Genomic DNA, 23,158 nt, shown 5'->3' with positions numbered 1-23,158 from the left:
TGCCGAATCCCGGCGCGCGGCTAGCGCGCCAACGGAAACAGGCCAAACACCAACCCGCCGCCAAGCATCAACAGCGAGATCAGCACCGCCCACTTCAGCGTGAAGCGTTGGTGGTCGGCAAAGTCGACCTTGGCCAGGCCGACCAGCAGATAGGTCGATGGCACCAGGGGGCTGAGCAGATGCACCGGCTGGCCGGCGAGCGAGGCGCGGGCCATTTCCACCGGGGTGATGCCGTAGTGGCCGGCCGCTTCGGACAGGATCGGCAGCACGCCGAAATAGAACGCGTCGTTGGACATGAAGAACGTAAACGGCATGCTGACGATCGCGGTGATCACTGCCAGGTACGGGCCCCAGCTATCGGGGATCACCGCCAGGAAACTGCGCGACATCGCCTCCACCATGCCGGTATTGGACAGGATGCCGGTGAAGATGCCCGCAGCGAAAATCAGCGATACCACCGACAGCACGTTGCCCGCATGGTTGACTAGGCGGCGGCGCTGTTCGGCCAGGTTCGGGTAGTTGATCATCAGCGCCAGCGCAAAGCCGATCATGAACAACACCGGCATCGGCAGCACGCCCACCACCAGCGCGCCCATCAGCGCCAGGGTCAGGATCAGGTTCACCCACAGCAGCTTGGGCCGCTTCATGTCTTCGGTATCTTCCACGCGCGGCAATGCGTCGTTGTCTTCGGGGATGCTGGTGTCCAGCCAGTTGCCGTCGGCCGGCAAGCGCACCACGCCCAGGCGGCGACGCTCGCGCATGCCCAGGTACCACGCCAGCGTCAGGATGCCGGCAATGGCCAGCAGCATGGCCGGTACCAGCGGCACGAACACATCGGCCGGGTCCACATGCAAGGCAGTGGCGGCGCGCGCGGTGGGGCCACCCCACGGGGTCAGGTTCATCACGCCGCTGGCCAGGATGGTGACGCAGGTGAGGTTGAGCGCGTTCATGCCCAGGCGCTGGTAAAACGGCAACATCGCCGAGACGGTGATCATGTAAGTGGTGGAGCCATCGCCATCGAGCGAGATCAGCATCGCCAGGATCGCCGTACCCATCACGATCTTCAGCGGGTCGCCCTTGACCAGGCGCAGGATGCGGCCGACCAGCGGGTCGAACAACCCGGCATCGATCATCACCCCGAAGTAGAGGATGGCAAACATCAGCATCACGCCGGTGGGCGCGATCTTCTTGATGCCTTCGAGCATCATGTCGTTGATGCCGGTGCCGAAGCCGCCCAGCAACGCGAACACGATCGGCACCGTGATCAGCGCCACCAGCGGCGACAGCCGCTTGCTCATGATCAGGTACATGAAGGTGATCACCATTCCGAAACCGAGCGCGGTCAGCATGCGGGCAAATCCTTTGAGGCGTACAGCAGGGGGAGGGCGGAGCGCAGCGCTGCACAGGACGCGCAGTGCTGGTGATGCGGTGGTGTGGGAATGGCCGGTGTTACAAGCACACGCGCATTGCGACGATGCAGCGTCTTGCGCGGACCGCGCTGCGCACGCGTAGCGATGGCACGCAAGGCGCTCACTTCACTGCAAGGTGCGGGCGGGCACCGCATCAGAAGTCGTACTGGAAGCGGCCGGTGACCGCCAGCGTGTGATCGACCACCGCATTCATGGTGCGGTCGCGGTTGCGGCTGTCGATGACATTGAGCATCACGCGCAGGTTGGGCTTGAAGTACCAGTTGCCGCCGAGCGTCCACGACTGCGTGCTGGCATCGATGAAGTTGGGCTGCCCATCCAGGTGCTGGTCGCCGCGCATGTAGTCGTAACGCAGCGCCAGCTCGAATGCGCCGCTGGGGCGGTTGGGCGTGGCGATGCGGCTGAAGCGGCCGGTCTTGCGGTCGTAGCCGCGCGATTCGCCGGTGACGAACCAGCTGACCAGCCCGTAGCTCGCCAACACCTTGGCATGCTGGCTGCCATCGTCGAGCAGGCCGCCGCTGAATTCGCTCTGCCACGACCACGGGCCCATGACTTCGGCATATTCCAGCGACCATTTGTCGAAGTCGGTGTCGCGGCCGTCGGCAAAACGCGCCAGGGTGATGCGGCTATTGTTGGCCAGATCGTTTTCGGGGCGCGGCCGGATCAGCAGCGGCGCTGCGCCGGCGCTGCCCGGGTGCGAATAACGCTCGTGCGCCAGCGAGATGCCCAGGTGGCGCAGGCGCGCTTCGCCCATCTCCGGCGCAAAGGTCAGCCGGGTGCCGAGCGCACCGCCCTTGGTGGCGGAATTATCGATGCTTTCCAGGCTGTACAACGCCGTGGACCAGGTGGCATCCGGGCGGTTGGCCTGCCAGGAAATCGCCTTGCGGTAGATCGGCGCCAGCGTGGTGGAGGCATAGCCGCGCTCCAGGAACGGGCCGTAATTGGAGCCGGTGCGGTCATCGAGCGAGAAGTACTGTTTGAACTGGCCCACGGTCAGCGTACCGGCAGAAAACTTCTTGGCGATATAGACATCGCGCGCCAGGATGCCGCGGCTGCCCGGCTCGTACTGCAGGCCGGCAAATTCCGCCTCGGCCTTGTAGTTGAAGCCGTAGAACTTGCCCGCCACGTCCAGCCACGCGCGGCGGAACTGGGTGTCGTTGCGCTCGGGTGTGCCGCGATCATCGTTGTCGAACACGGTGAAGTCCCAGTGGATACGCCCGCCCACTTCCGCAGTGACCGGGCCTTCGCCATCGGCCGCATGCACCGCCGGTGCCAGGCAGAGCGCCGCACAGGCGGTGAACGCACGCAGGCGCAAGGTGTCGTTGCTCACAGACCCTCCCAGGTACATGTGTGAATCACGTTCAGCGATGCGCCGCACAACCGCCGCGGCGCGTTGGCAGCAGCCTAGTCCGGTGAAGCTGTCATGGACCTGTCAGTACACGCGAATGGGGAATGGGGAATGGGGAATCGCAAGAGCGGGATCTCGACAGCGGAATTGCCGACGCGGAGGAGCTTTTGTCCGCGAGGCCTGTTACCTTCCGGCCGCGCGCCATTGCCGTTCCGATTCCCCATTCCCGATTCCCCATTCATGCGCCTGCTGCTAGTCGAAGACAATGCCGATCTCGCTGATGCCATCGTGCGGCGCATGCGCCGGAGCGGGCATGCGGTGGATTGGCAGGCCGATGGGTTGGCGGCGGCGAGCGTATTGCGCTATCAGAGTTTCGATCTGGTGGTGCTGGATATCGGTTTGCCCAAGCTCGACGGGCTGCGGGTGCTGGCCGGGATGCGCGAGCGCGGCGACACCACGCCGGTGCTGATGCTGACCGCGCGCGATGGCATCGAAGACCGCGTGCAGGCGCTGGACGTCGGTGCGGACGACTACCTGGGCAAGCCGTTCGATTTTCGCGAGTTCGAAGCACGCTGCCGCGTGCTGCTGCGCCGCAATCGTGGCCAGGCCAGCGAGGTGGTGCAGATCGGCGGCTTCGTCTTCGACAACGCGGCGCACACGGTGGCACTTGACGGTGCCCCGATCGACCTGCCCAACCGCGAATACCGCCTGCTGGAGATATTGATCGGGCGGCTGGGCCACGTGGTGGGCAAGGACGAGATCGGCAACGGCCTGTTCGGCTTCGACGACGACGCCGGGCCGAATGCGATCGAGCTGTATGTCGGCCGGCTGCGGCGCAAGCTGGCCGGTGCGCCGTTGCGCATCGTCACCGTGCGCGGCGCCGGTTACAAGCTCGAGGAAGCCGACCCGCATGCGCCCGCAGAGCCGGCCATCGATGGCTGAGCCGCTGCCGGTGGCGCCGTCGATCCGGCGCACCTTGCTGCTGTACCTGGGCAGCCTGTCGCTGCTGGGCGCAGTGGTGCTGTTCTTTGCGGCACGCGATTACGGTGAGCGCGCGGCCAACCGGTCCTACGATCATCTGCTGGTGTCTTCGGCGCTGTCCATCGTCGACAGCGTGGCGCTGGTCGGTGGCGACTGGCAGGTGGACCTGCCGTATGCCTCGCTCGACCTGCTCGGCATGGCGCCGGAAGACCGTGTGTTCTACCGCGTGTTCGACGCGCAGGGCCGCACCATCACCGGTGAAGACACCCTGCCGTCGCCGGCACGTGCGCCCGGCGATGAGCGCCCGGTGCTGTTCGATGCCCTCTACAGCGGTGAGCCGGTGCGCTTTGCGGTGGTGATGCACCGCGTGGCCTCGGCCTCCGGGCAGGGCGAAGTGCGCGTGCAGGTGGGCCAGACCCGGCGCGCACGCGATGCGGTGGCGCGCGATGTGGTGCTCAATGCCCTGGTGGCGATCGGGGTGTTGTCGCTGCTGGCGCTGGGGCTGGTGTGGCTGGGCGTGTATCGCGCACTGCGGCCGCTGCAACGGATCGAACGTGACCTCTCCCGGCGCGAACCATCGGAGCTGAAGCCGCTCACCGTGCCGGCACCGCAGGAAATGCAGTTGATGGTGGCCGCGCTCAACCGCTTCATGGCACGGCTGTCGTCCAGCAACGAAACCCTGCGCGCCTTCATGGCCGAAGCCGCACACCAGATGCGCACGCCGCTGGCCGCATTGCGCGCGCAGGCGCAGCTGGCCATGGACGACGACGACCCGCACGAGATGCAACGCAGCCTGGTGGCGATCGAGCGCAACGCCAGCCACATGAGCCGGCTGCTCAATCAGTTGCTCAGCGATGCCAGCGTGATTCACCGAGCAAACCTGCAGCGCTTTGCCACCGTGGATCTGGCCGAGGTGCTGCACCAGGCCCTGCACGACGCGCTGCCGCGCAGCGAGGGCGCACCACGCGTGCAACTGGCCATCGACCCGCAACCGGCGCTGTTGCGCGGCGATGCGCTGCTGCTGCGCGAAGCGCTCAAGAACCTGATCGACAATGCCTGCAAGTATGGCGCCGGCGCGCCGCTGCAGGTGGCGCTGACCAGCGACGGCAGCCATCACGTGCTCACCATTGCCGACCACGGCCCGGGTATCCCGGCCGCCGAAGCCGAGCGCGTATTCGAGCGTTTCGTGCGTGGGCCCGATGCGCCGGCCGGTGGCGCGGGGCTGGGGCTTGCCATCGTCAAGCGCGTGGTGGAAGCGCATGGCGGGCGTATCGATCTGGCCAACCGCATCGGCGGCGGGTTGATCGCTTCGTTGCATTTTCCTGGAGGAACGGCGTGATGCGTGTGCTGTGGGTCATCGTCTTGTTGCTGATGCAGGGGGTCGCGTGCGCGGCGCCAGGCGATGTGCGGCGCTTCCCTGCGCAGGGGCCGGTGCATGCGCAGCTGCGCGTACAGGGTTCCACCGATCTGGAAGTATTCGGCGCGGTCATCCAGGACTACCAGCGGCTGCATCCCGGCACCGAGGTGATCTACGAAGACGTGATCGCCTGGGACATCTACGCGCACTATCTGCAGCCCGGCGCCGGCACCTCGACCGCCGACATGCTGATCAGCGCCAGCATGGACCTGCAGACCAAGCTGGTGAACGACGGCCATGCGCTCGCCCACCGCTCGGCGCAGACCGAGGCATTGCCTGCCTGGGCGCAGTGGCGGCACGAGGTGTTCGGGATCAGTTACGAGCCGGTAGCCATCGTCTACAACATCCGCAAGCTCGATGCGGCGCGGGTGCCGCGGACCCGGCGGCAGTTGCTGGCCTTGTTGCGTGCACCCGATGCGCCGTTACGCGGCAAGGTGGGCACTTACGATGTGGAACGCAGCGGGGTGGGGTATCTGTTCGCCACCCAGGACGGGCAGGTGGGCAGCATTGCCGGCGCGTTGCTGGCCGCGTTGGGGGCCAACCAGGTCAGGCTGGAAGAACGCACCGGGACCTTGCTCGACCGCGTCAGCCGTGGCGACCTGCTGCTGGCCTACAACGTGCTTGGCTCCTACGCGCAGACCCGCATCGATGCCGGCGCCCCGCTGGGCATCGTGCAGCCGCAGGACTACACGCTGGTGGCCTTGCGCACCGCGGTGATCCCCAAGACCGCGCCGCATGCGCCGGAAGCACGCAGGTTCCTCGACTATCTGCTGTCGCCACGCGGCCAGCAGGTGCTCTCGCGCGAGGCGCGCCTGATGCCGATCCTGCCGGCCGCCGGCGGTCGCGGCGGCTCGGCGCAACCACCGTTCCGGCCGATTCCGCTCGGCCCCGGCCTGCTGGTCTATCTGGACAAGCTCAAGCGCCGCCAGTTTCTGGACGCCTGGCGCGCGAGCACGCAGCCGCCGCGTTAGGCAAGGCAAGGCAGCGGCGGCGGCCATGTGCCAGACTTGGCGCATGGCCGATCTCACCATTCTCGTCGCCGACGACCACCCGCTGTTCCGTGCGGCGGTGATCCATGTGTTGCAGCAGACCCTGCCGCAGGCGCAGGTCGTGGAAGCGTCCAGCGCCGCCACGTTGAGCGCGATGCTGCGCTCGCACCCGCAGGCCGAGCTGGTGCTGCTGGACCTGGCCATGCCCGGCGCACGCGGCTTTTCGGCGCTGCTGCATGTGCGTGGCGAGCACCCGGACATCCCGGTGGTGGTGATCTCGTCCAACGATCATCCGCGGGTGATCCGGCGTGCCCAGCAGTTCGGCGCGGCCGGCTTCATTCCCAAATCCACCCCGGCCGAATCGATCGGCACCGCGGTGGCCAGCGTGCTGGATGGCGGCACCTGGTTTCCGCCGATGACCGCCGAGCGCTCGGAAGCCGATGCGCAGTTGGCCGCCAAACTCGCCCAGCTCACCCCGCAGCAATTTCGGGTGCTGCTGAGCCTGGCCGATGGCCTGCTCAACAAGCAGATCGCGCACGAACTGGGCCTGGCCGAAAACACCGTCAAGGTGCATGTCACCGCGATCCTGAAAAAGCTCGATTGCTATAGCCGCACGCAGGCGGCAGTGCTGGTCAAGTCATTGGAGCCGGAAGGCGAGGGTTGATTGCGCGTGCGCTGCGGGTTGCGGCCTGCAGCCACACCACACATGGCGCACCGCGCACGCAGCCAGTGCGCCCGCCCATCAAGTGCGGCTGCAACACCGTAGCGAGCAAACGTCAGCTGGCCATGCAAGGCGCGCGCAGGGCCGCACTGTACGCGTGGTCCATGCCGCACCGAGCACCGGCCGCGCCTGCCTGACGACTGCGCAGCCGTTGTGCTGGTCGCTCTACGCTGGCGGCTGCCGATAGAACACCATGCCGCCGTGATGCAGCTCGTCGTCGGTGACGAACTGGCCATCGGCGGTGAACCCGGTGTCGTCCCAGTAGTCGATGTGAGTGCCGGTGATTTCGTAGCGGCCCTGGTAGGCGCTCTGGCGTGTGCCGCGGGCCTCGTCGTAGCGGCCGTTCGGCAGTAATTCCTGCCGGATCCGTCCGTCGCCGGTGACCCACATGCCGATATACGGGTGCGCTTGCATGGTGTGTCCTGGTTGCTGTGGCGATGTGCTGGTGGCCTTGGCCGGCTGCGTGGCCACCACCGACGGGCAGGCGAGCGCACAGCCGGCGCCAAGCGCCACCGCAATGGCGGCTTTCATCGGCACGTCGCTCATGGGCTGGCCCTGCGTTGCATGTGGCGTTGACCGCGCTGCAGCACGGCGTCGTAGGCGGGCAGGTCCAGGAACGCGTTGACCTCGACAGCCTTGCCGTCGTGCATCCGCATGATCCATGCGTAACGATTGCGATAGCTGCCGCCGTCGCGCAGCGTGGCCACGCCTTCCCACTGCACGATGACATGCTCGCCATCGGCCCAGATGCGTTGCTGCACCGGGCGCAGTGGCGAGGCCAGGCGCTCGGCCAGCGGGCGGACTGCGGTGGCGATCAACACATCGCGGCCGCGCAAGCTGCCTGCGCTTGGGCCGGAACCTTCGATGGTCCACACTACCTCCGGCGACAGCAGCGTTTGAAAGAGGTCGCTGCCGCCGGCCTGCCACTGCGCAAACGCCGCTTCGACGATGCGCTTGTTGCACACGTGTACCGGCCGCGCCGCGCAAACCTCTGCGGATGCAGCGTCCTTCGACATGGCACCGGCGTTGCCTGCGAACGTTGCGGCGACAAGCAGCGCTGCCGCCGCGATGGCTGAAGGTCTGGTCATGGCTGCTCCGTGGCGATCAGCTGCGCAGCTGCAGCGGATGGGTGCCGTAGATCAACTGCTGCGCCATCGGCCTGCCGATGAAGCGTTCGGGGAAGATCGGCGGCAAGGCGCTGACGCTCTCCAGGCGCGCAAGCTGGTCGTCGCTGAGCACGATGTCCAACGCACCGAAGTTGTCTTCGGCCTGCTGCAGGGTACGTGCGCCCATCACCGGCGAGACCACTGCCGGGTGGCGCAAGGTCCAGGCCAGCGCCACCTGCGAGCGGGAAGCGCCCACTTCAGCGGCGACCGCACCGACCGCATCGGCGATGTCCAGCGAGCGCGCATTGAGATGCCCGGTCGAGGCAATCACGCCCTTGCGGCTGCTCGACACGTCTGCCGAATTGTCGTCGGACAGGTCCGCGCGGCTGTATTTGCCGGTCAGGATGCCGCCGCCCAGCGGCGACCACGGCAGCACGCCCAGGCCCAGCTCGCGCGCCATCGGCATCAGTTCGTGTTCGACGCTACGCTCGACCAGGCTGTATTCGATCTGCAGCGCCACCAGCGGCGACCAGCCACGCAGGTCGGCCAGCGTCTGCAGCTGCGCCACCCGCCAGGCCGGCGTGTTGCAGATGCCGATGTAGAGCACCTTGCCCGCCTGCACCAGATGGTCCAGCCCGCGCATGACTTCCTCCGGCGAGGTGGTGAAGTCCCAGGCGTGCAGGTACAGCAGGTCGATGCGATCGGTGTCGAGCTGACGCAGGCTGGTCTCGACCGAGCGGATCAGATTCAGGCGATGATTGCCGCCGGAATTGATGTTGCTCGCGTCGCGCGCCATGGTGAATTTGGTGGCAAGTACGAAGCGTTCGCGGCGGCCCTTGACCAACTCGCCGAGGATGCGTTCGGAGCCGCCATTGGTGTAGTTCACCGCGGTGTCGATGAAGTTGCCGCCGCGGTCTGCATAGGCATCGAAGATGCGCCTGGCTTCGCCCGCATCCGCGCCCCAGCCCCACGCCTCGCCAAAGGTCATGGTGCCCAGCGCGAGCGGCGACACCCGCAGCCCCGAGCGGCCGAGCAGGCGATAGCGATCCAGCGAATGTGTCTGTGTCATGGGGTGTCTCCCGGCAGTGGCGTTGTGCGTCATGCGATGCACTTTGCCGCTGGCAGTGCGACCAGCGTGAGCCCGGTTATCCGGGAGTCTTGCCTGATCGTCCGGATCCACGACCCCGACCGCGCCGCCACGCTGATTGCGTGACCCGGCGACGTGGCTGGGTGCGTGTTGAGGTCAGGAGGCGAGGTTCAAGCGGACGCAGGCGCGGATGCAATTGCCGGCGCAATTACAGACGCAAGTACAGAAGCCCAAGCTGTCCTGCTCCTGTAGGAGCGACCTCGGTCGCGAGGGCCCTCCCTGTGACGGCCAAGCCCTCGCGGCCAGGTCCGCTCCTACAACGGCCGTCGCAGTAACCGCGCAAGCCAACGGGTATGACAGCGCTCTGCCGCGTGGCGACGTCAGGGCTTGGGCCGGTAGACCACGATGCCGGCGGTCCTGGCGACGTACTCCAGGAAGGGTGAGTCCACCACCTTGTTGTTTTCCGGTCGCGAGGACGCATTGCGCAGCACCGGGCCGGCATCGGTCATCAGGAAGATGCCGACATGGCTGACATCCAGCCCGGCCGCGGGCGAGTATCTGCCGACGTAGTCGCCGGTGCGCAGCTGGCGCACGACGTTGCTGTCCACGGCAGCGGCCGGGATGTAGGTGATGGTCCGCTGCACGATCGGCAACCCGGGCAGGTAGTTGCTGCCATCGGCCTTGAGATTCAGCGCCTTGTCCACGCTGACTGCAGCAGGGCTGAGCGTGGCGGTGATGTCGTCGGCCAGCTCGTAGGGGCGGGCGACCCAGTCGGAAAAGAAATGCTTGCGATACGTAAAGCCGACGATGCCATCGACATAGCGGGTGAGCACCAACCGATCGACGAAATCCTGCTGCGAAGACGCCCTGCGCGCGGCTTCGACGTAATCCAGATAGGTGAAGCAATCCAGACCGGTGAAATCGATGATCAGCTTTTCCGGCGTCGTCGCCGAGCCCTGCAGCATGTTGGCCTGGTAAGGCGTGTCGAGAAAGAGGGCCGAAATGCGCTTGATCAGATGCCCCGCGCTCAGGCCGCGATGCCGGGAAACCTGATCCAGCACCGTATTCAAGCGTTGCACCGTGTAAGGGTTCAAGTCCGCACGGATCGGCCCGACGGGCTGCACGGTCGCCGAAGGCGTGGCCGCCTGTGCGGGCAGGCTCGCCGCGCAGCTTGCAGACAGCAACGAGGCCGCCAGCAGTGACGTGTGTCTGAACATGGTGACTCCATCGTCCGGGGGAGGAAATCGACCAACGCGCAAGCGTGGAATCTAAACCAGCAACACTGCAAAGGCGTTGCACGGTGTCGCAATCGTCTGCGTGTTTATTCGCTGAGAAAGCGCCTGCTCGGTTGCCACTGTAGCGCAACAGGCGACAGGAAACCCCGCATAGCAATTATGAGAAACACCGAGATAATGTCGCGATTTACACAGTAAAAAAGCCGACATTTGCACACGGAATCAACGCAGGCGCGCGACGCGACATCGGTCGGGACGTGGCACGCGGCTTCACCCGCGGCGCAACAGCATCTGCGTCATCAGCGCGCGTAGCGCGGGCGGGCGCACCGGCTTGGAAAGAAACCCCCATCCCAATTCCTGCGCATGCTCGCGCAATGCCGGGTCCGGCTCTGCGGTGATCAGGATGATGCGTGGCTCGCGTTGCCAGCGCTCCACCAGTTGCGGCAACAGCATGGGGCCGTAATGCCCGCCCATGCGCACGTCCAGCAACACCAGCTCAGGCGCGTCGTCGGCGCTGGCAGTGGCAAGCGCGTCATCCGGGCCGCCGGCAAAATCCACGCGGCATTCCCAGCGCTCCAGCAGGGCACGGGTGGCCTCGCACACGCGCGGGTCATCGTCCACGCACCACACGCGGCAGCCGTGCAGGATGGGGTCGTTGCCGTGTTCGGCCGTGGGTGAGGACGGCGGCAGCCGGGCGGCGATGGCGGCGCGGTCGCCCAGCGGCACGCTGACCGAAAACACGCTGCCGCTGCCGAGGGTGGAGCGCAGCCCGATCCGGTGGCCGAGCAGGCGGCCGATGCGCTCGACGATGGCCAGGCCCAGGCCGGCGCCGCGGTCGTTGGCAACCCCGTCGTCCAGGCGGCGGAATTCCTCGAAGATTTCCTGTTGCAACGCCTCGGCAATGCCCGGGCCCTGGTCGTGCACTTCGATGCGCAACCAGCCGCCGCGGCGACGGCAGCCGATCAGCACGCGTCCACGCGGCGTGTAGCGGATCGCGTTTGACAGAAAGTTCTGCAGGATGCGGCGCAGCAGGTTCTCGTCGCTCAGCACCACCGCCGAGGTAGGCACCCAGTCCAGCACCAGGCCACGGTCTTCGGCCAGGATGCCGAACTCGCGTGCCAGGGTTTCCAGCAGGGGCGCCAGCGCAAAGTCGCGTACCTGGGTCTTCAGGCTGCCGGCCTCCAGGCGCGAGATGTCCAGCAGGCTGTTGAGGATGGCGTCCTGTGCGGCAAGGGCGCCATCGATGTTGTCCACCACGCGCGCGCTGCCGGGCTCGCGCACCTGTCCGCGCAGCGCCGACACGAACATGCGCGCGGCATTGAGCGGTTGCAGCAGGTCGTGCACGGCCGAGGCCACAAACCGCGTCTTGTAGCGGTTGGCGCTTTCGGCCTCGCGCTTGGCGGCGGCCAGGTCGCGGGTGCGCTCGGCCACGCGGTGCTCCAGCGCATCGGCCAGCGAGCGCAGTTCGCGTGCGGCGTTCTTATAGCTGGTGATGTCGGCGTAGCTGGTGACAAATCCGCCATCGGGCAAGGGATTGCCGCGGATCTCCAGCACCGTGCCGTCTTCCTTCTCGCTTTCGCGCATATGCGGCTTGCCGCTGCGCAGGTGATTGAGCCGCCGCTCGATCGCCGCTTCGATCGGCCCGGGCCCCAACAGCCCGCGACGCGCATTGAAGCGGAACAGGTCTTCGATCGGCCGGCCGATCTTGAGCAGCTCCGGCGGGAACCGGAACAGCTCCACATAGCGCGAATTCCACGCCACCAGATTGAGCGCCTCGTCGATGACCACCACGCCTTGCGGCAGATGCTCCAGGCTGCGGCTCAGGCCGGCATTGGACTGCTGCGCGGCGGCGACCACGCCGTCCTGCGCGGTGCGCAGTTCTTCGGCATGTTGTTGCAACAGGGTTTCCAGCTCGTGCCGGCTGCGCTGGCGCAGTGCCGACAGGCGGCGACGCTGCTGCACGAACAACCACAGCAACGCCAGCGCCAGCCAGGCACCGGCCGCGGCAATGGCGGCGGCGCGGCCGGCGGCGGCGCTGGCCCGGGTGTCGTGCAGCAGATGCAGGCGCCAGCCGCTTTCCGGTACCTGCTGCGTCTGCCACAACACCGGCGCACCCAGCGGCGGGTCGAGCACATCGGCCAGCACGCCGCCATTGCCGGTCTGCTCGATCAGCCGGCGCCGCAGCGGCAGCAGGCCCTGGTTTGCGTACTGGCGGGTGCTCTGCAATTCGTTGCGGTCGCGTGGGGTCAGCGGTGCCAGCATGCGGTAGCGCCAGCGCGCGCGGCTGGCCAGAAACACCACGCCATGGGCATCGGAGGCCAGCACGATATCCGGCGTCTGCAGCCATTCGCGCTCCAGTGCGGCCAGCGCGATCTTGATCACCACCACGCCCTGCACCTGGCCAGCCGAATCGACGATGGCCTGCGACAGGAAATAGCCCGGCTCGCTGGTGGTCATGCCGATGCCGTAGAAGCTGCCGCTGCCGGTCGCCAGCGCCTGCTGGTAATACGGGCGGAAGGCGTAATCCACGCCGACATTGCTGCGCGCCGCACGCCAGTTGCTGGCCGCCAGCGCAATGCCGCCGCGGTCGATCAGCGTCAGCGTGGACGAGCGGGTGACGTCGTTGGCGCGTTCGAGCTTGCGGTTGAGCTGATCCACCTGCGCAGCCGACAGCGGGCCGGAGACGGCCGCGCGCAGCTCCGGGTCCAGCGCCAGGATCTGCGGCAGGGTGCGATAGCGGTCGATGCGCTGCTGCAGCGCCTGCGCATACAGGCCCAGTTGCCGGCGCACGGTGGCGCTTTCCTCGCGTAGGGCGCTCTGTTCGACGAAGTGCCCGGCCGCCAGCATGGCCACGACCATGCCGCCCAGCACGATGACCAGGGTGAGCAACAGGCGGCGGCGTTGCGAGGCATACATGCCGGCAAGTATGGGGGTCTGCTGCCGGATCGCGCAGCCATCGCCTCAGCGCGCGATGCACAGGCGCCCAAACGACAACGGCCGCACCCGTGACCGGATGCGGCCGTGTCGAACACCGATTGCGCTACGCGATGCCAGCGAAGCACCGGCGAACCGCTGCCCGGCAATGACTCCGCTGCAGTTGGCGCCGGAGCGAATGGCCGGTGCGTTGCAGCGCCCCGGCGCTGCTTAGAACTGCACCTGCGCGCGCAGTTCCATCACGTGCGGGGTCTCATGCACGCCGTTGCGCGAGGAATCCACCCAGCTGTAGTTGGCCTGGAACTTGAAGTGGCTGGTGAGGTACCAGTTGGCGCCGATGGTGGTGTCGTGCTGGCGGCCGCCGTGCACGTTGTTGTCTTCCAGGTTCAGGCGGCTGTAGCGGGCGGTCAGCTCCACCGCGCCGTAGTCGTGCGCCGGCTTGAGGTTGCCCGGCACGCCGCCGGCATAGCTGCGCGACTCGCCGGTCAGCGACCAGGTACCGTACACGTACTGGCCCTGGGCGATGAAGTGTGGCTGGCCGGCATTACGTGCCACTTCGGCACGCAGTGCTTCGCTCTGCAGCGAGAACGGGCCATGGATCCACACCGCTTCCACGCCGCTGCGGATCACGTGGTCCACATCGAGGATGGTGCCGGTGTCGATCAGGCGCACGTCGGTCAGGCCGGCTTCCGGGCGCGCGCGCAGACGCACGCGCGGGCTGAACGACACGCCGCGGCCGTCGCTGAAGCCGCGCGGGTTCTCGATCGAGCCGGCGATGCCCAGGTGCAGCACGTCGCCTTCGGCCTTGACCGGGGTCCATGCCGCATGCACGGCCTGGGTGGTGCCCGGGTTGTCGCCCTGCAGGTCCTTGCCGCCGTAAGCGCCGGCCTGCAGCAGGTACTGCTGACGCTCCAGCGTCCATTCCACGCCGGTCCGGCGGCCCTGGAACACCGCCTGCACCGGCAGGCCCAGTTCCATGAAGCTACCCGCACGCGAGCTCTGCACCGCTTCCAGGCCCACCGGCACCTTCATGTAGCCCAGGCGCACGCGGCCATAGTCCTGGCCCAGCAGCGCCTTGGTCTCGAAGCGGTAGAACACGTCCAGCCACAGCTTGGCCTCGAAGTCGAAGTACACCATGGCGTCGTAGACGCCCTTCTTCTTGATGGTGGCGCCGAATTCCTTGCGACGGAAGTCGGTGCGGTCTTCCAGGCGGTCGTCGCCGGAGAAGTTGTTGTCGTCGTAGGCGTAGTTGCCGGTCAGACCCAGCTCGGTGCCATCACCGAAGGTGTATTTGGTCGGCCAGTTTTCGATCGAGGTGGCTGCAGTGGCAGCGGCGGGGACGATGGCGAGAGCCAACGCCAGGACAAGCAGGTTGAGGCGCATAGGAATGGTCTTCGGCGAGGAAAGGGGCCGGGCGTCCTGCTATGGCGATCGCGGTGAACAGCTTCAGCAAGCGCGCAGGTTCCGGACGGCGACTGCACAGAAACATCGGTGTCTGCGTTAAACGCAATTAACGGCCTGCGGCGGCGCGGCTGAAGTGTAAGACCAGGGTCGCCCGACGGACAGTGCTGCAGATGGGTGCCGCGGTGTCCACGCGCCCCTCGCCGGCGTGGCAGGTCGTGCAGAAAGTCCTTGCCTGGCGCGGGGTTGCAACGCATGCCGCGCGGCACCGGGCAGGTGCCCGCGGCGCTGCGGCGCATCCGTAGTACCAATGGGTTATCGGCCCGGGCTGTGACGTGCGGCCAGAATGCCCGTACCGGGTGCCTGCTCAGGCACCCTCTAGTTCCCTCGGAGTGGTGCCATGCACATCAGCAAGCCTGCCGGCCCGTTGCCGGCGTCCGTGCCCTTCTACCGCCAGCTGTACTTCCAGGTCGTGGTGGCCATCGTCCTCGGCGCCCTGCTCGGCCATTTCGAACCGGCCTTCGCCGAAAGCCTCAAGCCGCTGGGCGATGCCTTCATCAAGCTGGTGAAGATGATCATCGCCCCGGTGATCTTCCTGACCATCGTCACCGGCATCGCCGGCATGACCCACCTCAAGACGGTGGGCCGGGTGTTCGCCAAGGCGATGACCTACTTCCTGTTCTTCTCCACGCTGGCGTTGATCGTGGGCATGATCGTGGCGCACGTGGTGCAGCCTGGCGCGGGCATGAACATCAACCCGGCCGAGCTGGATCAGAGCGCGGTCAACACCTACGTGCAGAAGTCGCACGAGCTGAGCCTGGTCGGCTTTTTGATGGACATCATCCCGGCCACGCTGATCAGCGCCTTCGTCGATGGCAACATCCTGCAGGTGCTGTTCGTGGCGGTGTTGTTCGGCATTGCGCTGGCCCTGGTGGGCGAGCGCGGCCGTCCGGTGCTGAGCTTCCTGGAAGCGCTGACCGCCCCGGTGTTCCGCCTGGTGCACATCCTGATGAAGGCCGCCCCCATCGGCGCGTTCGGGGCGATCGCCTTCACCATCGGCAAGTACGGCGTGGAATCGCTGGTCAACCTGGCCTGGCTGGTGGGTTCGTTTTACCTGACCTCGCTGTTCTTCGTGCTGGTGATCCTGGGCGTTGTCTGCCGTCTGTGCGGTTTTTCGGTGCTCAAGCTGATCCGCTACCTCAAGGCCGAGCTGCTGCTGGTGCTGGGCACCTCCTCCTCGGAGTCGGCGCTGCCCTCGCTGATGGAAAAGATGGAAAAGGCCGGCTGCGAGAAGTCGGTGGTGGGCCTGGTGGTGCCGACCGGCTATTCGTTCAATCTGGATGGCACCAACATCTACATGACCCTGGCGGCGCTGTTCATCGCCCAGGCCACCAACGTGGACCTGACCCTGGGGCAGCAGATCACCCTGCTGGCGGTGGCGATGCTCAGTTCCAAGGGCGCGGCCGGCGTGACCGGCGCCGGCTTCATCACCCTGGCCGCCACGCTGTCGGTGGTGCCGGACGTGCCGGTGGCCGGCATGGCACTGATCCTGGGCGTGGACCGCTTCATGAGCGAGTGCCGCTCGCTGACCAACTTCATCGGCAACGCAGTGGCTACCGTGGTGGTGTCGCGCTGGGAAAATGCGCTGAACCGCGACCAGCTCAAGCTGGTGCTGGACGGCGGCTCGCCGCCGCTGCAGGCCCCGGTGGGCTCGACCGACGTCGTCGCTCCGATCAGCGCGCGCTGATGCTTCCTACGGCCCTGTTCTCCGTCGGCATGTCCGGCGGGGTACAGGGCCGTTTTACATTGAGTTAGCCGCTCTGCGCTGCACCCCGGCTACGCCGCACGCCGCGCTGCAGCATGAATCTCCCTGCCGCGCTGACAGCTGCGCGACAGGCCCTTGTTCAGGCAGGGGGGTAGAATTCAGCCCTCCTGCGCCTTCGAGACCCACACAGCCGATGTCCACCGACGACTTCAAACAGGCCGCCCTCGACTATCACCGCCAGCAGCCCGCCGGCAAGATCAAGGTCACCGCGACCAAGCCGATGCTGACCCAGCGCGATCTGTCGCTGGCGTATTCGCCGGGCGTGGCCTTCGCCTGCGAGGCGATCGTCGAAGAACCCACCCAGGCCAGCGAGCTCACCGCGCGCGGCAATCTGGTGGCGGTCATCACCAACGGCACCGCGGTGCTGGGCCTGGGCAATATCGGCCCGCTGGCGTCCAAGCCGGTGATGGAAGGCAAGGGCGTGCTGTTCCAGAAGTTCGCCGGCATCGACGTGTTCGATATCGAAATCAACGAGAACGACCCGGACAAGCTGGTGGACATCATCGCCAGCCTGGAGCCCACCTTCGGCGGCATCAACCTGGAAGACATCAAGGCGCCGGAGTGCTTCATCGTCGAGCGCAAGCTGCGCGAGCGCATGAACATCCCGGTGTTCCATGACGACCAGCACGGCACCGCGATCATCGTCGGCGCCGCCGTGCTCAACGCGCTGGTGGTCACCGGCAAGAAGATCGAAGAGGTCAAGCTGGCCACCACCGGCATGGGCGCGGCCGGCATTTCCTGCGTGAACATGCTGGTCTCGCTGGGCCTGAAGCCGGAGAACATCCTGGCGCTGGACCGCGACGGCGTGATCCACACCGGCCGCACCGACCTGGATCCGGACAAGCAGCGCTACGCGCGCGACACCGACAAGCGCACCCTGGCCGAGATCGTCGAAGGCGCGGACATCTTCCTGGGCCTGTCGGCGGCCGGCATCCTCAAGCCGGAGATGGTCGCCAGCATGGCGCGCCAGCCGGTGATCTTCGCGCTGGCCAACCCCAACCCGGAGATCACCCCGGAAGCGGCCAAGGCGGTGCGCCCGGACTGCATCATCGGCACCGGCCGCTCGGACTACCCGAACCAGATCAACAACGTACTGTGTTTCCCGTACCTGTTCCGCGGCGCGCTGGACGTGGGCGCCACCGGCATCAACGAGGAAATGAAGATCGCCTGCGTCAAGGCGATCGCGGCGATGGCGCGGCGCGAGGCCTCCGACCTGGGCGCAGCCTATGGCGGTGAAACGCCGAGCTTCGGCCCGGAATACCTGATTCCGCGTCCGCTGGACCCGCGCCTGCTGGTGGAGCTGTCGTCTGCCGTGGCGCAGGCGGCGATGGACTCGGGCATCGCCACGCGCCCGATCACCGACATGGAGGCCTACCGCGACAAGCTCGGCCAGTTCGTCTACCGCACCAGCCTGATGATGAAGCCGGTCTACGACCGCGCCCGCGCCGACAAGCAGCGCGTGGTGTATGCCGAAGGCGAAGAAGAAGTGGTGCTGCGTGCGGTGCAGAACGTGGTCGACGAAGGCCTGGCGTTCCCGATCCTGATCGGCCGCCCGGACGTCATCGAAGCGCGCATCCAACGCATGGGCCTGCGCCTGACCGCCGGTGTGGACTTCGAGATCACCAACATCCTCGACGACCCCCGCTTCAACGAATACTGGCAGTACTACCACGCGCTCACCGAGCGTCGCGGCGTGACCGTCACCGCCGCCAAGGAGTTGATGCGCTCGCGTCCGACCCTGATCGCCGCAGTGATGGTGGCACGCGGCGAAGCCGACGCGATGCTGTCCGGCGTGGTCGGCCGTTTCCACAAGAAGCTGGGTTATGCACGCAGCGTGATCCCGCTGGAACCGCGCGTGAGCTCCACCTCGGCGATGACCGGGGTGATCAACCAGCTGGGCGTGTTCTTCTTCCTCGACACGCATGTGCAGGAAGACCCGACCGTGGAGCAAGTGGTCGAAGCGACGCTGCAGGCAGCGTATCGCCTCAAATTGTTCGGCATCGAGCCCAATATCGCGCTGCTGTCGCATTCCAACTTCGGTAGCCACGATTCGCGCGACGCACTGAAGATGCGCCAGGTGCGCGAAGCGCTGCTCAAGCGCAAGCCCGAGCTCAACATCGACGGCGAAATGCAGGGCGACACCGCCTGGGACGAAGCGCTGCGCAAGCAGATCATGCCCAACAGCACCCTGAAGGGCCGCGCCAACCTGTTCGTGCTGCCCAATCTGGAAGCGGCCAACATCGCCTACAACCTGGTGCGCGTGTTCACCGACGGCGTGGCGATCGGCCCGATCCTGATGGGCATCTCCAAGCCAGTGCACATCCTCACCACCAGCGCCACCTCGCGCCGGGTGATGAACATGACCGCGATCGCCGCCGTGGATGCGCAGATCCGCAGGCAGCGCGACGCTGAAAAGGCGGCAACCGAGAAAGGCAACGACTGAGTCAGAAACTTGGTTGACCGAGCGTTGCTTGAGTTGAAGCGGTAAGCGCTCGGTCGACAAGACAACAGCCGTGAATCGTCTCGCACGATATTGTGTTGCGAGGCGCCCACCACTCGGCGCCCAGTCCGCGGCAACGACTCAAAAGCCCCTCTCCCCGCGGGAGAGGGGTTGGGGTGAGGGTACGGTTCACCAGACCTGCCCACGTTGCGGTGGGGCCTAACTCCCGCAGCAGTCGTGCACTTTTGCTGTTTGCGTCCACGTCAGTCCACTTGCCCATCAACAGCAGTGCGACCATGGATTCGATAAAAGCCTCCTTCAACGCACCGCAGGCTCCGCCCCCAGCAGTTCGATCTCCGCCAGCTGCACCTTCGCCGGCGCACTGAAGCGCAGCCGATATTCGGCATACGCACCAGGCATGGCGATACGAAACGGGCGCGTCTGCAACGGCCATTCGAACGTCTCCTCATCGCGCTGATCGATGACCTTCCACGCGCCATCAGCCGTACGCGCTTGCAAGGTCCATCCACTTGCCGCAAGTACCCCATGGCCATTGGTCAGTGTGTAGAGCGTTGGCGTGCCGCGCGCAATGCCGCTAAGCGTCAACGTCGATGTCGGGGCAATTGCAGCGACCGTTCCGGCATCGTCGTCATGCAACGCAGCCACGTCGCCGCCATCGGCCAGCGTGATGCGCGCCTTGTCTCCGAGCAAATCCCGCAACGGGGCAGGGTGCTTCCCCGCAGGGGTCAACGACGGCGGCGCTTCATCCGCTCCGCTCCCCCAGCGTGAAGGCGCCGGCCCCATCTCGAAGTCCAGCCTCGCACCGTTGGCAATGGCCGCATGCGGTAACCAGGTCTTGCGCCAGGGTTTGCCGTTGACCTTTAGCGATTGCACATACACGTTCTGCGGCGAATTCTGCGGTGCATTGACGACCAGCGTCCCGCCATTGGGCAACCGCACGCTGGCATGCTTGAACAGCGGCGAGCCGATCACGTATTCCGGCGCGCCCATGCGCAGCGGATACAGCCCCAGCGATGCGAACAGGTACCACGCCGACATTTCGCCGTTGTCTTCGTCGCCCGCATAGCCCTGGCCGATCTCGCTGCCCAGGTACAGGCGCGCCAGGATCTCACGCGTCAGCTGCTGTGTTTTCCACGGCTGCCCGGCATACAGATACGTCCACGGGATGTGGTGCGCCGGCTGGTTGCTGTGCGCATACATGCCCATGCGCACGTCGCGTGCCTCGGTCATTTCGTGGATGACGCCACCGTAGGACCCGGAAAACGCGGCTTCGCCGGTTTCGGGCGTGGCAAAGAAGCGGTCCAGCTTTGCCGCCAGGGCATCACGGCCACCGTAGAGCGCGGCCAGTCCCTGGCCATCGTGCGGTGCGGTGAACGCAAAGGTCCAGCCGCTGGATTCGGTGTAATCATGGCCCCACACACGCGGGTCGTAGTGCGCGGCATCCACCCGCCACTCACCATCTGCCTTGCGGCCCTGGAAGAAGCCCACGGAGGGATCGAACAAGGCCGCATAGCCGGCCGCGCGATGACGGAAGTACACCGCTTCGGTTGCATAGCGCTCACGCTCGTGCGCGGTGCTTGCCTGCCTGGACAAGGCATCGGCCATGTTGGCGATACCGAAGTCGTTGAGCGCACCTTCCATCGACCACGACATGCCTTCGTGCGTGTCGGTGTCGGCATAGCCGCGGAAGGTCGAGCGCGCCATGCCCTTGCGGCCCACATGCCGATCCGGCGGCACTACAGTGGCGTTCTTCAGCGCCGCGACGTACGCCTCGGCCGGGTCGAAGCCGCGCACGCCCTTGAGCCAGGCATCGGCAAACGCCACGTCCGAGCTGGTGCCCACCATCAGGTCGGCGTAGCCGGGCGAAGACCAGCGCGCAATCCATCCCCCGGCGCGCGCCTGCTCGACAAACCCCTGTACCAATGTTCCGGCCTGGTCGGGTGCAAATAGCGCATACGCCGGCCATGCGGTGCGAAAGGTATCCCACAGCCCGTTGTTGACGTAGACCCGGCCATCGCGGATCGGCGCAAAGCTGCGCACCGCGCTGCCATCGATGTTGTCGTCCGACCAACTGTTCTGGCTGGCGTAGCGCCAATCGGGCGCGTCGGCGCTGCCGACGTTTTCGTGTGCCGAGTTCGGATACAGATGCAGCCGATACAGGTTGGAATACAGCGTGGTGGCCTGATCGTCCGTCGCATCGGCAACCTCGAAACGGCCGAGCAACGCATCCCAGGCATCGCGCGCGCGCGCGGCGACCTGCTCGACACTGGCCTGCGGAGCGATTTCCAGCGCCAGGTTATGCCTGGCCTGGTCGAGCGAAATCAGCGAGGTGGCGATGCGCATCTGCACCTGGCGCGCGCTGCCGGCATCGAACTTGATCCAACCGGTGGGCCGGCCGGTGTCGATGCGGCCGCTGTCCTTCCACGGGCGATCGAAGGTGGCATACACATACATGCGCGTCGCCCCGGTGGACAGCCCGCTGCGCACATCGGTGTAACCAGCCAGCGTCTGGGTTGCCGCATCCAGGCGCAACCCGCCGCGTGCATCCACGTTGTCGAACAGCAGATTGGCATCGCCCCGCGCCGGGAAGCGAAAGCGGAACAGTGCCGCGTGATCGGTCGGTGCGATCTCGGCGTGCAGGCCGTTATCGAACTGCACCGCATAGCGGTAAGGACGCGCTACCTCGTTGGCATGCGAGAACGCCAGCGCGCGTTTGCCGCGATCGGCCTCCGGCACCCCGGCAGCGAGCGACGGCATCACCTGGAAGGTCTGCCGGTCGCCCATCCAGGGGCTGGGCTGATGGCTGAGCGACAGCGCCTGCAGGCGCGGCCGGTTGTCCGCATCGTTGTGCTCGTTCCACCGGTACAGCCAGGTCAGCGTCCCGGCATCGGTCACCGGTGTCCAGAAGTTGAAGCCATGCGGCAGCGCCGTTGCCGGGAAATTATTGCCACGCGAAAACGTGCCGTTGGAGTGCGTGCCGCGTGTGGTCAGCACCCGATCCGATGGACGAACGGGCGCGATCACGGGCACATCGGCAATGGCCACATCGTCGATCCAGCCGGCAGCGGTTGCGCCAGCAGGTGGTGTCAGATCCAGCTCGATCGCACGCACGCGGCGCCCCCGCAAACCAGCCACCTCGCCGAGCTGCACCTGCTTGCGTGCCCACTGCTGGGGGTACAGCGTCTTCGACAGCCCCTGCGCACGCGCTCCCACGGCAACGCCATGCTGGTCACGCGCCAGGGTGTCGGACAACCGCGTGCCGTCGTCCAGCACCAGATCCAGCGACACATACGTCGATGCCACATGATCGCTGCCGATGCTTTCCGGCAGCACCATCCACGACAACGTGGCCTGCGCATCGATTGCAAGATCGGTGGCAAACAACACACGTCGGCCACCGGCACCGCTGCTGTCGTAGCGCAACGCGCGTGCGCCGCTGTACCCGGCACCGGGCCTGGCCGCAGACGGCGCGGCAGGACCATTGCCGAGCGCAATCTGCACCCCGCCAGCACTTGCCGCGGCGGGCACGGGCTGGCCCTGCTCGAACGAGCTTGCAAAGCCGGTGGCGGCCCCTGCAGGCAGCGAGGCGACGGCCAGCGCCGCAACCAACGGCAAGTGCCGCACAACGACAGACAGACTCACGTGCTGATTTCTCCTGGGGGCGTCCGAGGGCGCGCAGTGTTGCGCGGAGCGGCAGCGCCGAGTTGCAGCGCTCGGACCCGCGCGTGGCGATCCAACTAGGTCCTGCCGGCGTGGTCGCCGCAGCGCCGGTGCTGGCCGATCGTGGACAAAACACGCAAGGCACGCAAGCGAGCTGTGCACTGCCTCGTCCGGCGCGCGGCGTGCGTGTGGAGGAGGCACCGCGGGCAGATCCGATCGGGGCTGCGCAGGTGTCACCGTGTGTCTTGACCGGCGTCTGGCACTCAGTGGCTTGCGAAGCGGAAGCTGCCACGCCGCTGATCGACTCGGCTGACCATCTCGCAGCGCAAGGAGAAGGGCATGATGCGCATGGCAGGCAAGGCCGCGTAGTCACCAACCATGGCGTTGCGTCACTGCAGAAGGCATCACGCACATCAAGGGGTGTCGTGCTGCAGGTCATCGATGCGGTCAATCGACATCACTCCATGCGTGCCGCTCAGGCAACATGGTGCGGCGTTTCAGGCGCCCGGCGCCGCGTCTGCCCGCGGCAACACGCCGTCTCCACCCCAGGCCTGCCGCCGGCCGTC

At 66.5% G+C, this 23,158-nt stretch carries 15 protein-coding genes and 1 other RNA gene; 6 read left to right on the top strand and 10 right to left on the bottom strand.

Going from position 1 to position 23,158, the window contains the following annotated elements; genetic code table 11:
- Positions 1–20: 20 nt before the first annotated feature.
- Entirely contained in the window at positions 21–1,349 is a 1,329-nt protein-coding gene (locus tag ACCQ10_RS16875; protein ID WP_372361342.1) for a CitMHS family transporter, read from the bottom strand.
- Between the two features lie 214 nt (positions 1,350–1,563).
- Complete coding sequence (locus ACCQ10_RS16870; RefSeq protein ID WP_039406244.1) at positions 1,564–2,757, bottom strand: OprO/OprP family phosphate-selective porin; 1,194 nt, start codon at positions 2,755–2,757, stop codon at positions 1,564–1,566.
- 258 nt (positions 2,758–3,015) lie between these two features.
- Here ACCQ10_RS16870 and ACCQ10_RS16865 point away from each other — a divergent pair, with 258 nt between their 5' ends.
- Genes ACCQ10_RS16865 through ACCQ10_RS16850 form a run of 4 tightly spaced genes read left to right on the top strand, consistent with a single transcriptional unit; the run spans position 3,016 to position 6,826 of the window.
- Positions 3,016–3,717 carry a response regulator transcription factor gene (locus ACCQ10_RS16865; RefSeq protein WP_104581388.1) on the top strand — a complete coding sequence of 234 codons (702 nt, stop codon included), beginning with the start codon at positions 3,016–3,018 and terminating at the stop codon, positions 3,715–3,717.
- Entirely contained in the window at positions 3,710–5,095 is a 1,386-nt protein-coding gene (locus ACCQ10_RS16860; RefSeq protein WP_372361341.1) for a sensor histidine kinase N-terminal domain-containing protein, read from the top strand. The genes ACCQ10_RS16865 and ACCQ10_RS16860 overlap by 8 nt, the downstream gene beginning before the upstream one ends.
- Positions 5,095–6,144 (top strand): ABC transporter substrate-binding protein, encoded by a 1,050-nt coding sequence (locus ACCQ10_RS16855; RefSeq protein ID WP_372363157.1) that lies wholly within the window; start codon positions 5,095–5,097, stop codon positions 6,142–6,144. The genes ACCQ10_RS16860 and ACCQ10_RS16855 overlap by 1 nt, the downstream gene beginning before the upstream one ends.
- A gap of 43 nt (positions 6,145–6,187) precedes the next feature.
- Entirely contained in the window at positions 6,188–6,826 is a 639-nt protein-coding gene (locus ACCQ10_RS16850) for a response regulator (protein WP_047696977.1), read from the top strand.
- Between the two features lie 86 nt (positions 6,827–6,912).
- On the opposite strand, the gene ACCQ10_RS16845 is transcribed toward ACCQ10_RS16850, so the two are convergent.
- The 7 genes from ACCQ10_RS16845 to ACCQ10_RS16815 form a co-directional block, all read right to left on the bottom strand.
- Positions 6,913–6,989: non-coding RNA, sX9 sRNA (locus tag ACCQ10_RS16845), on the bottom strand.
- A gap of 59 nt (positions 6,990–7,048) precedes the next feature.
- Positions 7,049–7,414: an Atu4866 domain-containing protein gene (locus tag ACCQ10_RS16840; RefSeq protein ID WP_372363156.1), complete on the bottom strand. Its 366-nt coding sequence runs from the start codon at positions 7,412–7,414 to the stop codon at positions 7,049–7,051.
- An 11-nt stretch (positions 7,415–7,425) separates the two neighbouring features.
- On the bottom strand, positions 7,426–7,971 hold the full coding sequence (locus tag ACCQ10_RS16835) for a nuclear transport factor 2 family protein (protein ID WP_372361340.1): 546 nt from the start codon (positions 7,969–7,971) through the stop codon (positions 7,426–7,428).
- Positions 7,972–7,987: 16 nt separating this feature from the next.
- Positions 7,988–9,058, bottom strand: a complete 1,071-nt coding sequence (locus tag ACCQ10_RS16830; RefSeq protein WP_372361339.1) for an aldo/keto reductase — start codon at positions 9,056–9,058, stop codon at positions 7,988–7,990.
- A gap of 398 nt (positions 9,059–9,456) precedes the next feature.
- Positions 9,457–10,293, bottom strand: a complete 837-nt coding sequence (locus tag ACCQ10_RS16825; protein ID WP_372361338.1) for a DUF1460 domain-containing protein — start codon at positions 10,291–10,293, stop codon at positions 9,457–9,459.
- Between the two features lie 288 nt (positions 10,294–10,581).
- Positions 10,582–13,227 (bottom strand): hybrid sensor histidine kinase/response regulator, encoded by a 2,646-nt coding sequence (locus ACCQ10_RS16820; RefSeq protein WP_372361337.1) that lies wholly within the window; start codon positions 13,225–13,227, stop codon positions 10,582–10,584.
- Positions 13,228–13,455: 228 nt separating this feature from the next.
- The gene (locus ACCQ10_RS16815) at positions 13,456–14,628 is read right to left on the bottom strand and encodes an OprO/OprP family phosphate-selective porin (RefSeq protein WP_047696965.1); all 1,173 of its coding nucleotides are present in this window, start codon (positions 14,626–14,628) and stop codon (positions 13,456–13,458) included.
- A gap of 418 nt (positions 14,629–15,046) precedes the next feature.
- Here ACCQ10_RS16815 and ACCQ10_RS16810 point away from each other — a divergent pair, with 418 nt between their 5' ends.
- On the top strand, positions 15,047–16,393 hold the full coding sequence (locus tag ACCQ10_RS16810) for a dicarboxylate/amino acid:cation symporter (RefSeq protein WP_047696964.1): 1,347 nt from the start codon (positions 15,047–15,049) through the stop codon (positions 16,391–16,393).
- A gap of 211 nt (positions 16,394–16,604) precedes the next feature.
- Positions 16,605–18,914, top strand: coding sequence for an NADP-dependent malic enzyme (locus ACCQ10_RS16805; protein WP_039406270.1), 2,310 nt, complete (start codon positions 16,605–16,607; stop codon positions 18,912–18,914).
- 315 nt (positions 18,915–19,229) lie between these two features.
- On the opposite strand, the gene ACCQ10_RS16800 is transcribed toward ACCQ10_RS16805, so the two are convergent.
- A complete protein-coding gene (locus ACCQ10_RS16800) occupies positions 19,230–22,574 on the bottom strand; it encodes a GH92 family glycosyl hydrolase (protein WP_372361336.1) in 3,345 nt (1,114 codons plus the stop codon).
- Between the last annotated feature and the right edge of the window lie 584 nt (positions 22,575–23,158).

Source organism: Xanthomonas sp. NCPPB 1325 (assembly GCF_041477645.2).
Lineage (GTDB): Bacteria > Pseudomonadota > Gammaproteobacteria > Xanthomonadales > Xanthomonadaceae > Xanthomonas > Xanthomonas cannabis.
Note: the sequence above shows the minus strand (reverse complement) of the source record. Positions and strands in the feature narration are given on the sequence as shown.

Excerpts from the sequence above, each read along its gene's own strand:
- ACCQ10_RS16875 (WP_372361342.1), bottom strand. The coding sequence starts at position 1,349 with ATGCTGACCGCGCTCGGTTTCGGAATGGTGATCACCTTCATGTACCTG.
- ACCQ10_RS16865 (WP_104581388.1), top strand. The coding sequence starts at position 3,016 with ATGCGCCTGCTGCTAGTCGAAGACAATGCCGATCTCGCTGATGCCATC.
- ACCQ10_RS16860 (WP_372361341.1), top strand. The coding sequence starts at position 3,710 with ATGGCTGAGCCGCTGCCGGTGGCGCCGTCGATCCGGCGCACCTTGCTG.
- ACCQ10_RS16855 (WP_372363157.1), top strand. The coding sequence starts at position 5,095 with ATGCGTGTGCTGTGGGTCATCGTCTTGTTGCTGATGCAGGGGGTCGCG.
- ACCQ10_RS16850 (WP_047696977.1), top strand. The coding sequence starts at position 6,188 with ATGGCCGATCTCACCATTCTCGTCGCCGACGACCACCCGCTGTTCCGT.
- ACCQ10_RS16840 (WP_372363156.1), bottom strand. The coding sequence starts at position 7,414 with ATGAAAGCCGCCATTGCGGTGGCGCTTGGCGCCGGCTGTGCGCTCGCC.
- ACCQ10_RS16835 (WP_372361340.1), bottom strand. The coding sequence starts at position 7,971 with ATGACCAGACCTTCAGCCATCGCGGCGGCAGCGCTGCTTGTCGCCGCA.
- ACCQ10_RS16830 (WP_372361339.1), bottom strand. The coding sequence starts at position 9,058 with ATGACACAGACACATTCGCTGGATCGCTATCGCCTGCTCGGCCGCTCG.
- ACCQ10_RS16825 (WP_372361338.1), bottom strand. The coding sequence starts at position 10,293 with ATGTTCAGACACACGTCACTGCTGGCGGCCTCGTTGCTGTCTGCAAGC.
- ACCQ10_RS16820 (WP_372361337.1), bottom strand. The coding sequence starts at position 13,227 with ATGTATGCCTCGCAACGCCGCCGCCTGTTGCTCACCCTGGTCATCGTG.
- ACCQ10_RS16815 (WP_047696965.1), bottom strand. The coding sequence starts at position 14,628 with ATGCGCCTCAACCTGCTTGTCCTGGCGTTGGCTCTCGCCATCGTCCCC.
- ACCQ10_RS16810 (WP_047696964.1), top strand. The coding sequence starts at position 15,047 with ATGCACATCAGCAAGCCTGCCGGCCCGTTGCCGGCGTCCGTGCCCTTC.
- ACCQ10_RS16805 (WP_039406270.1), top strand. The coding sequence starts at position 16,605 with ATGTCCACCGACGACTTCAAACAGGCCGCCCTCGACTATCACCGCCAG.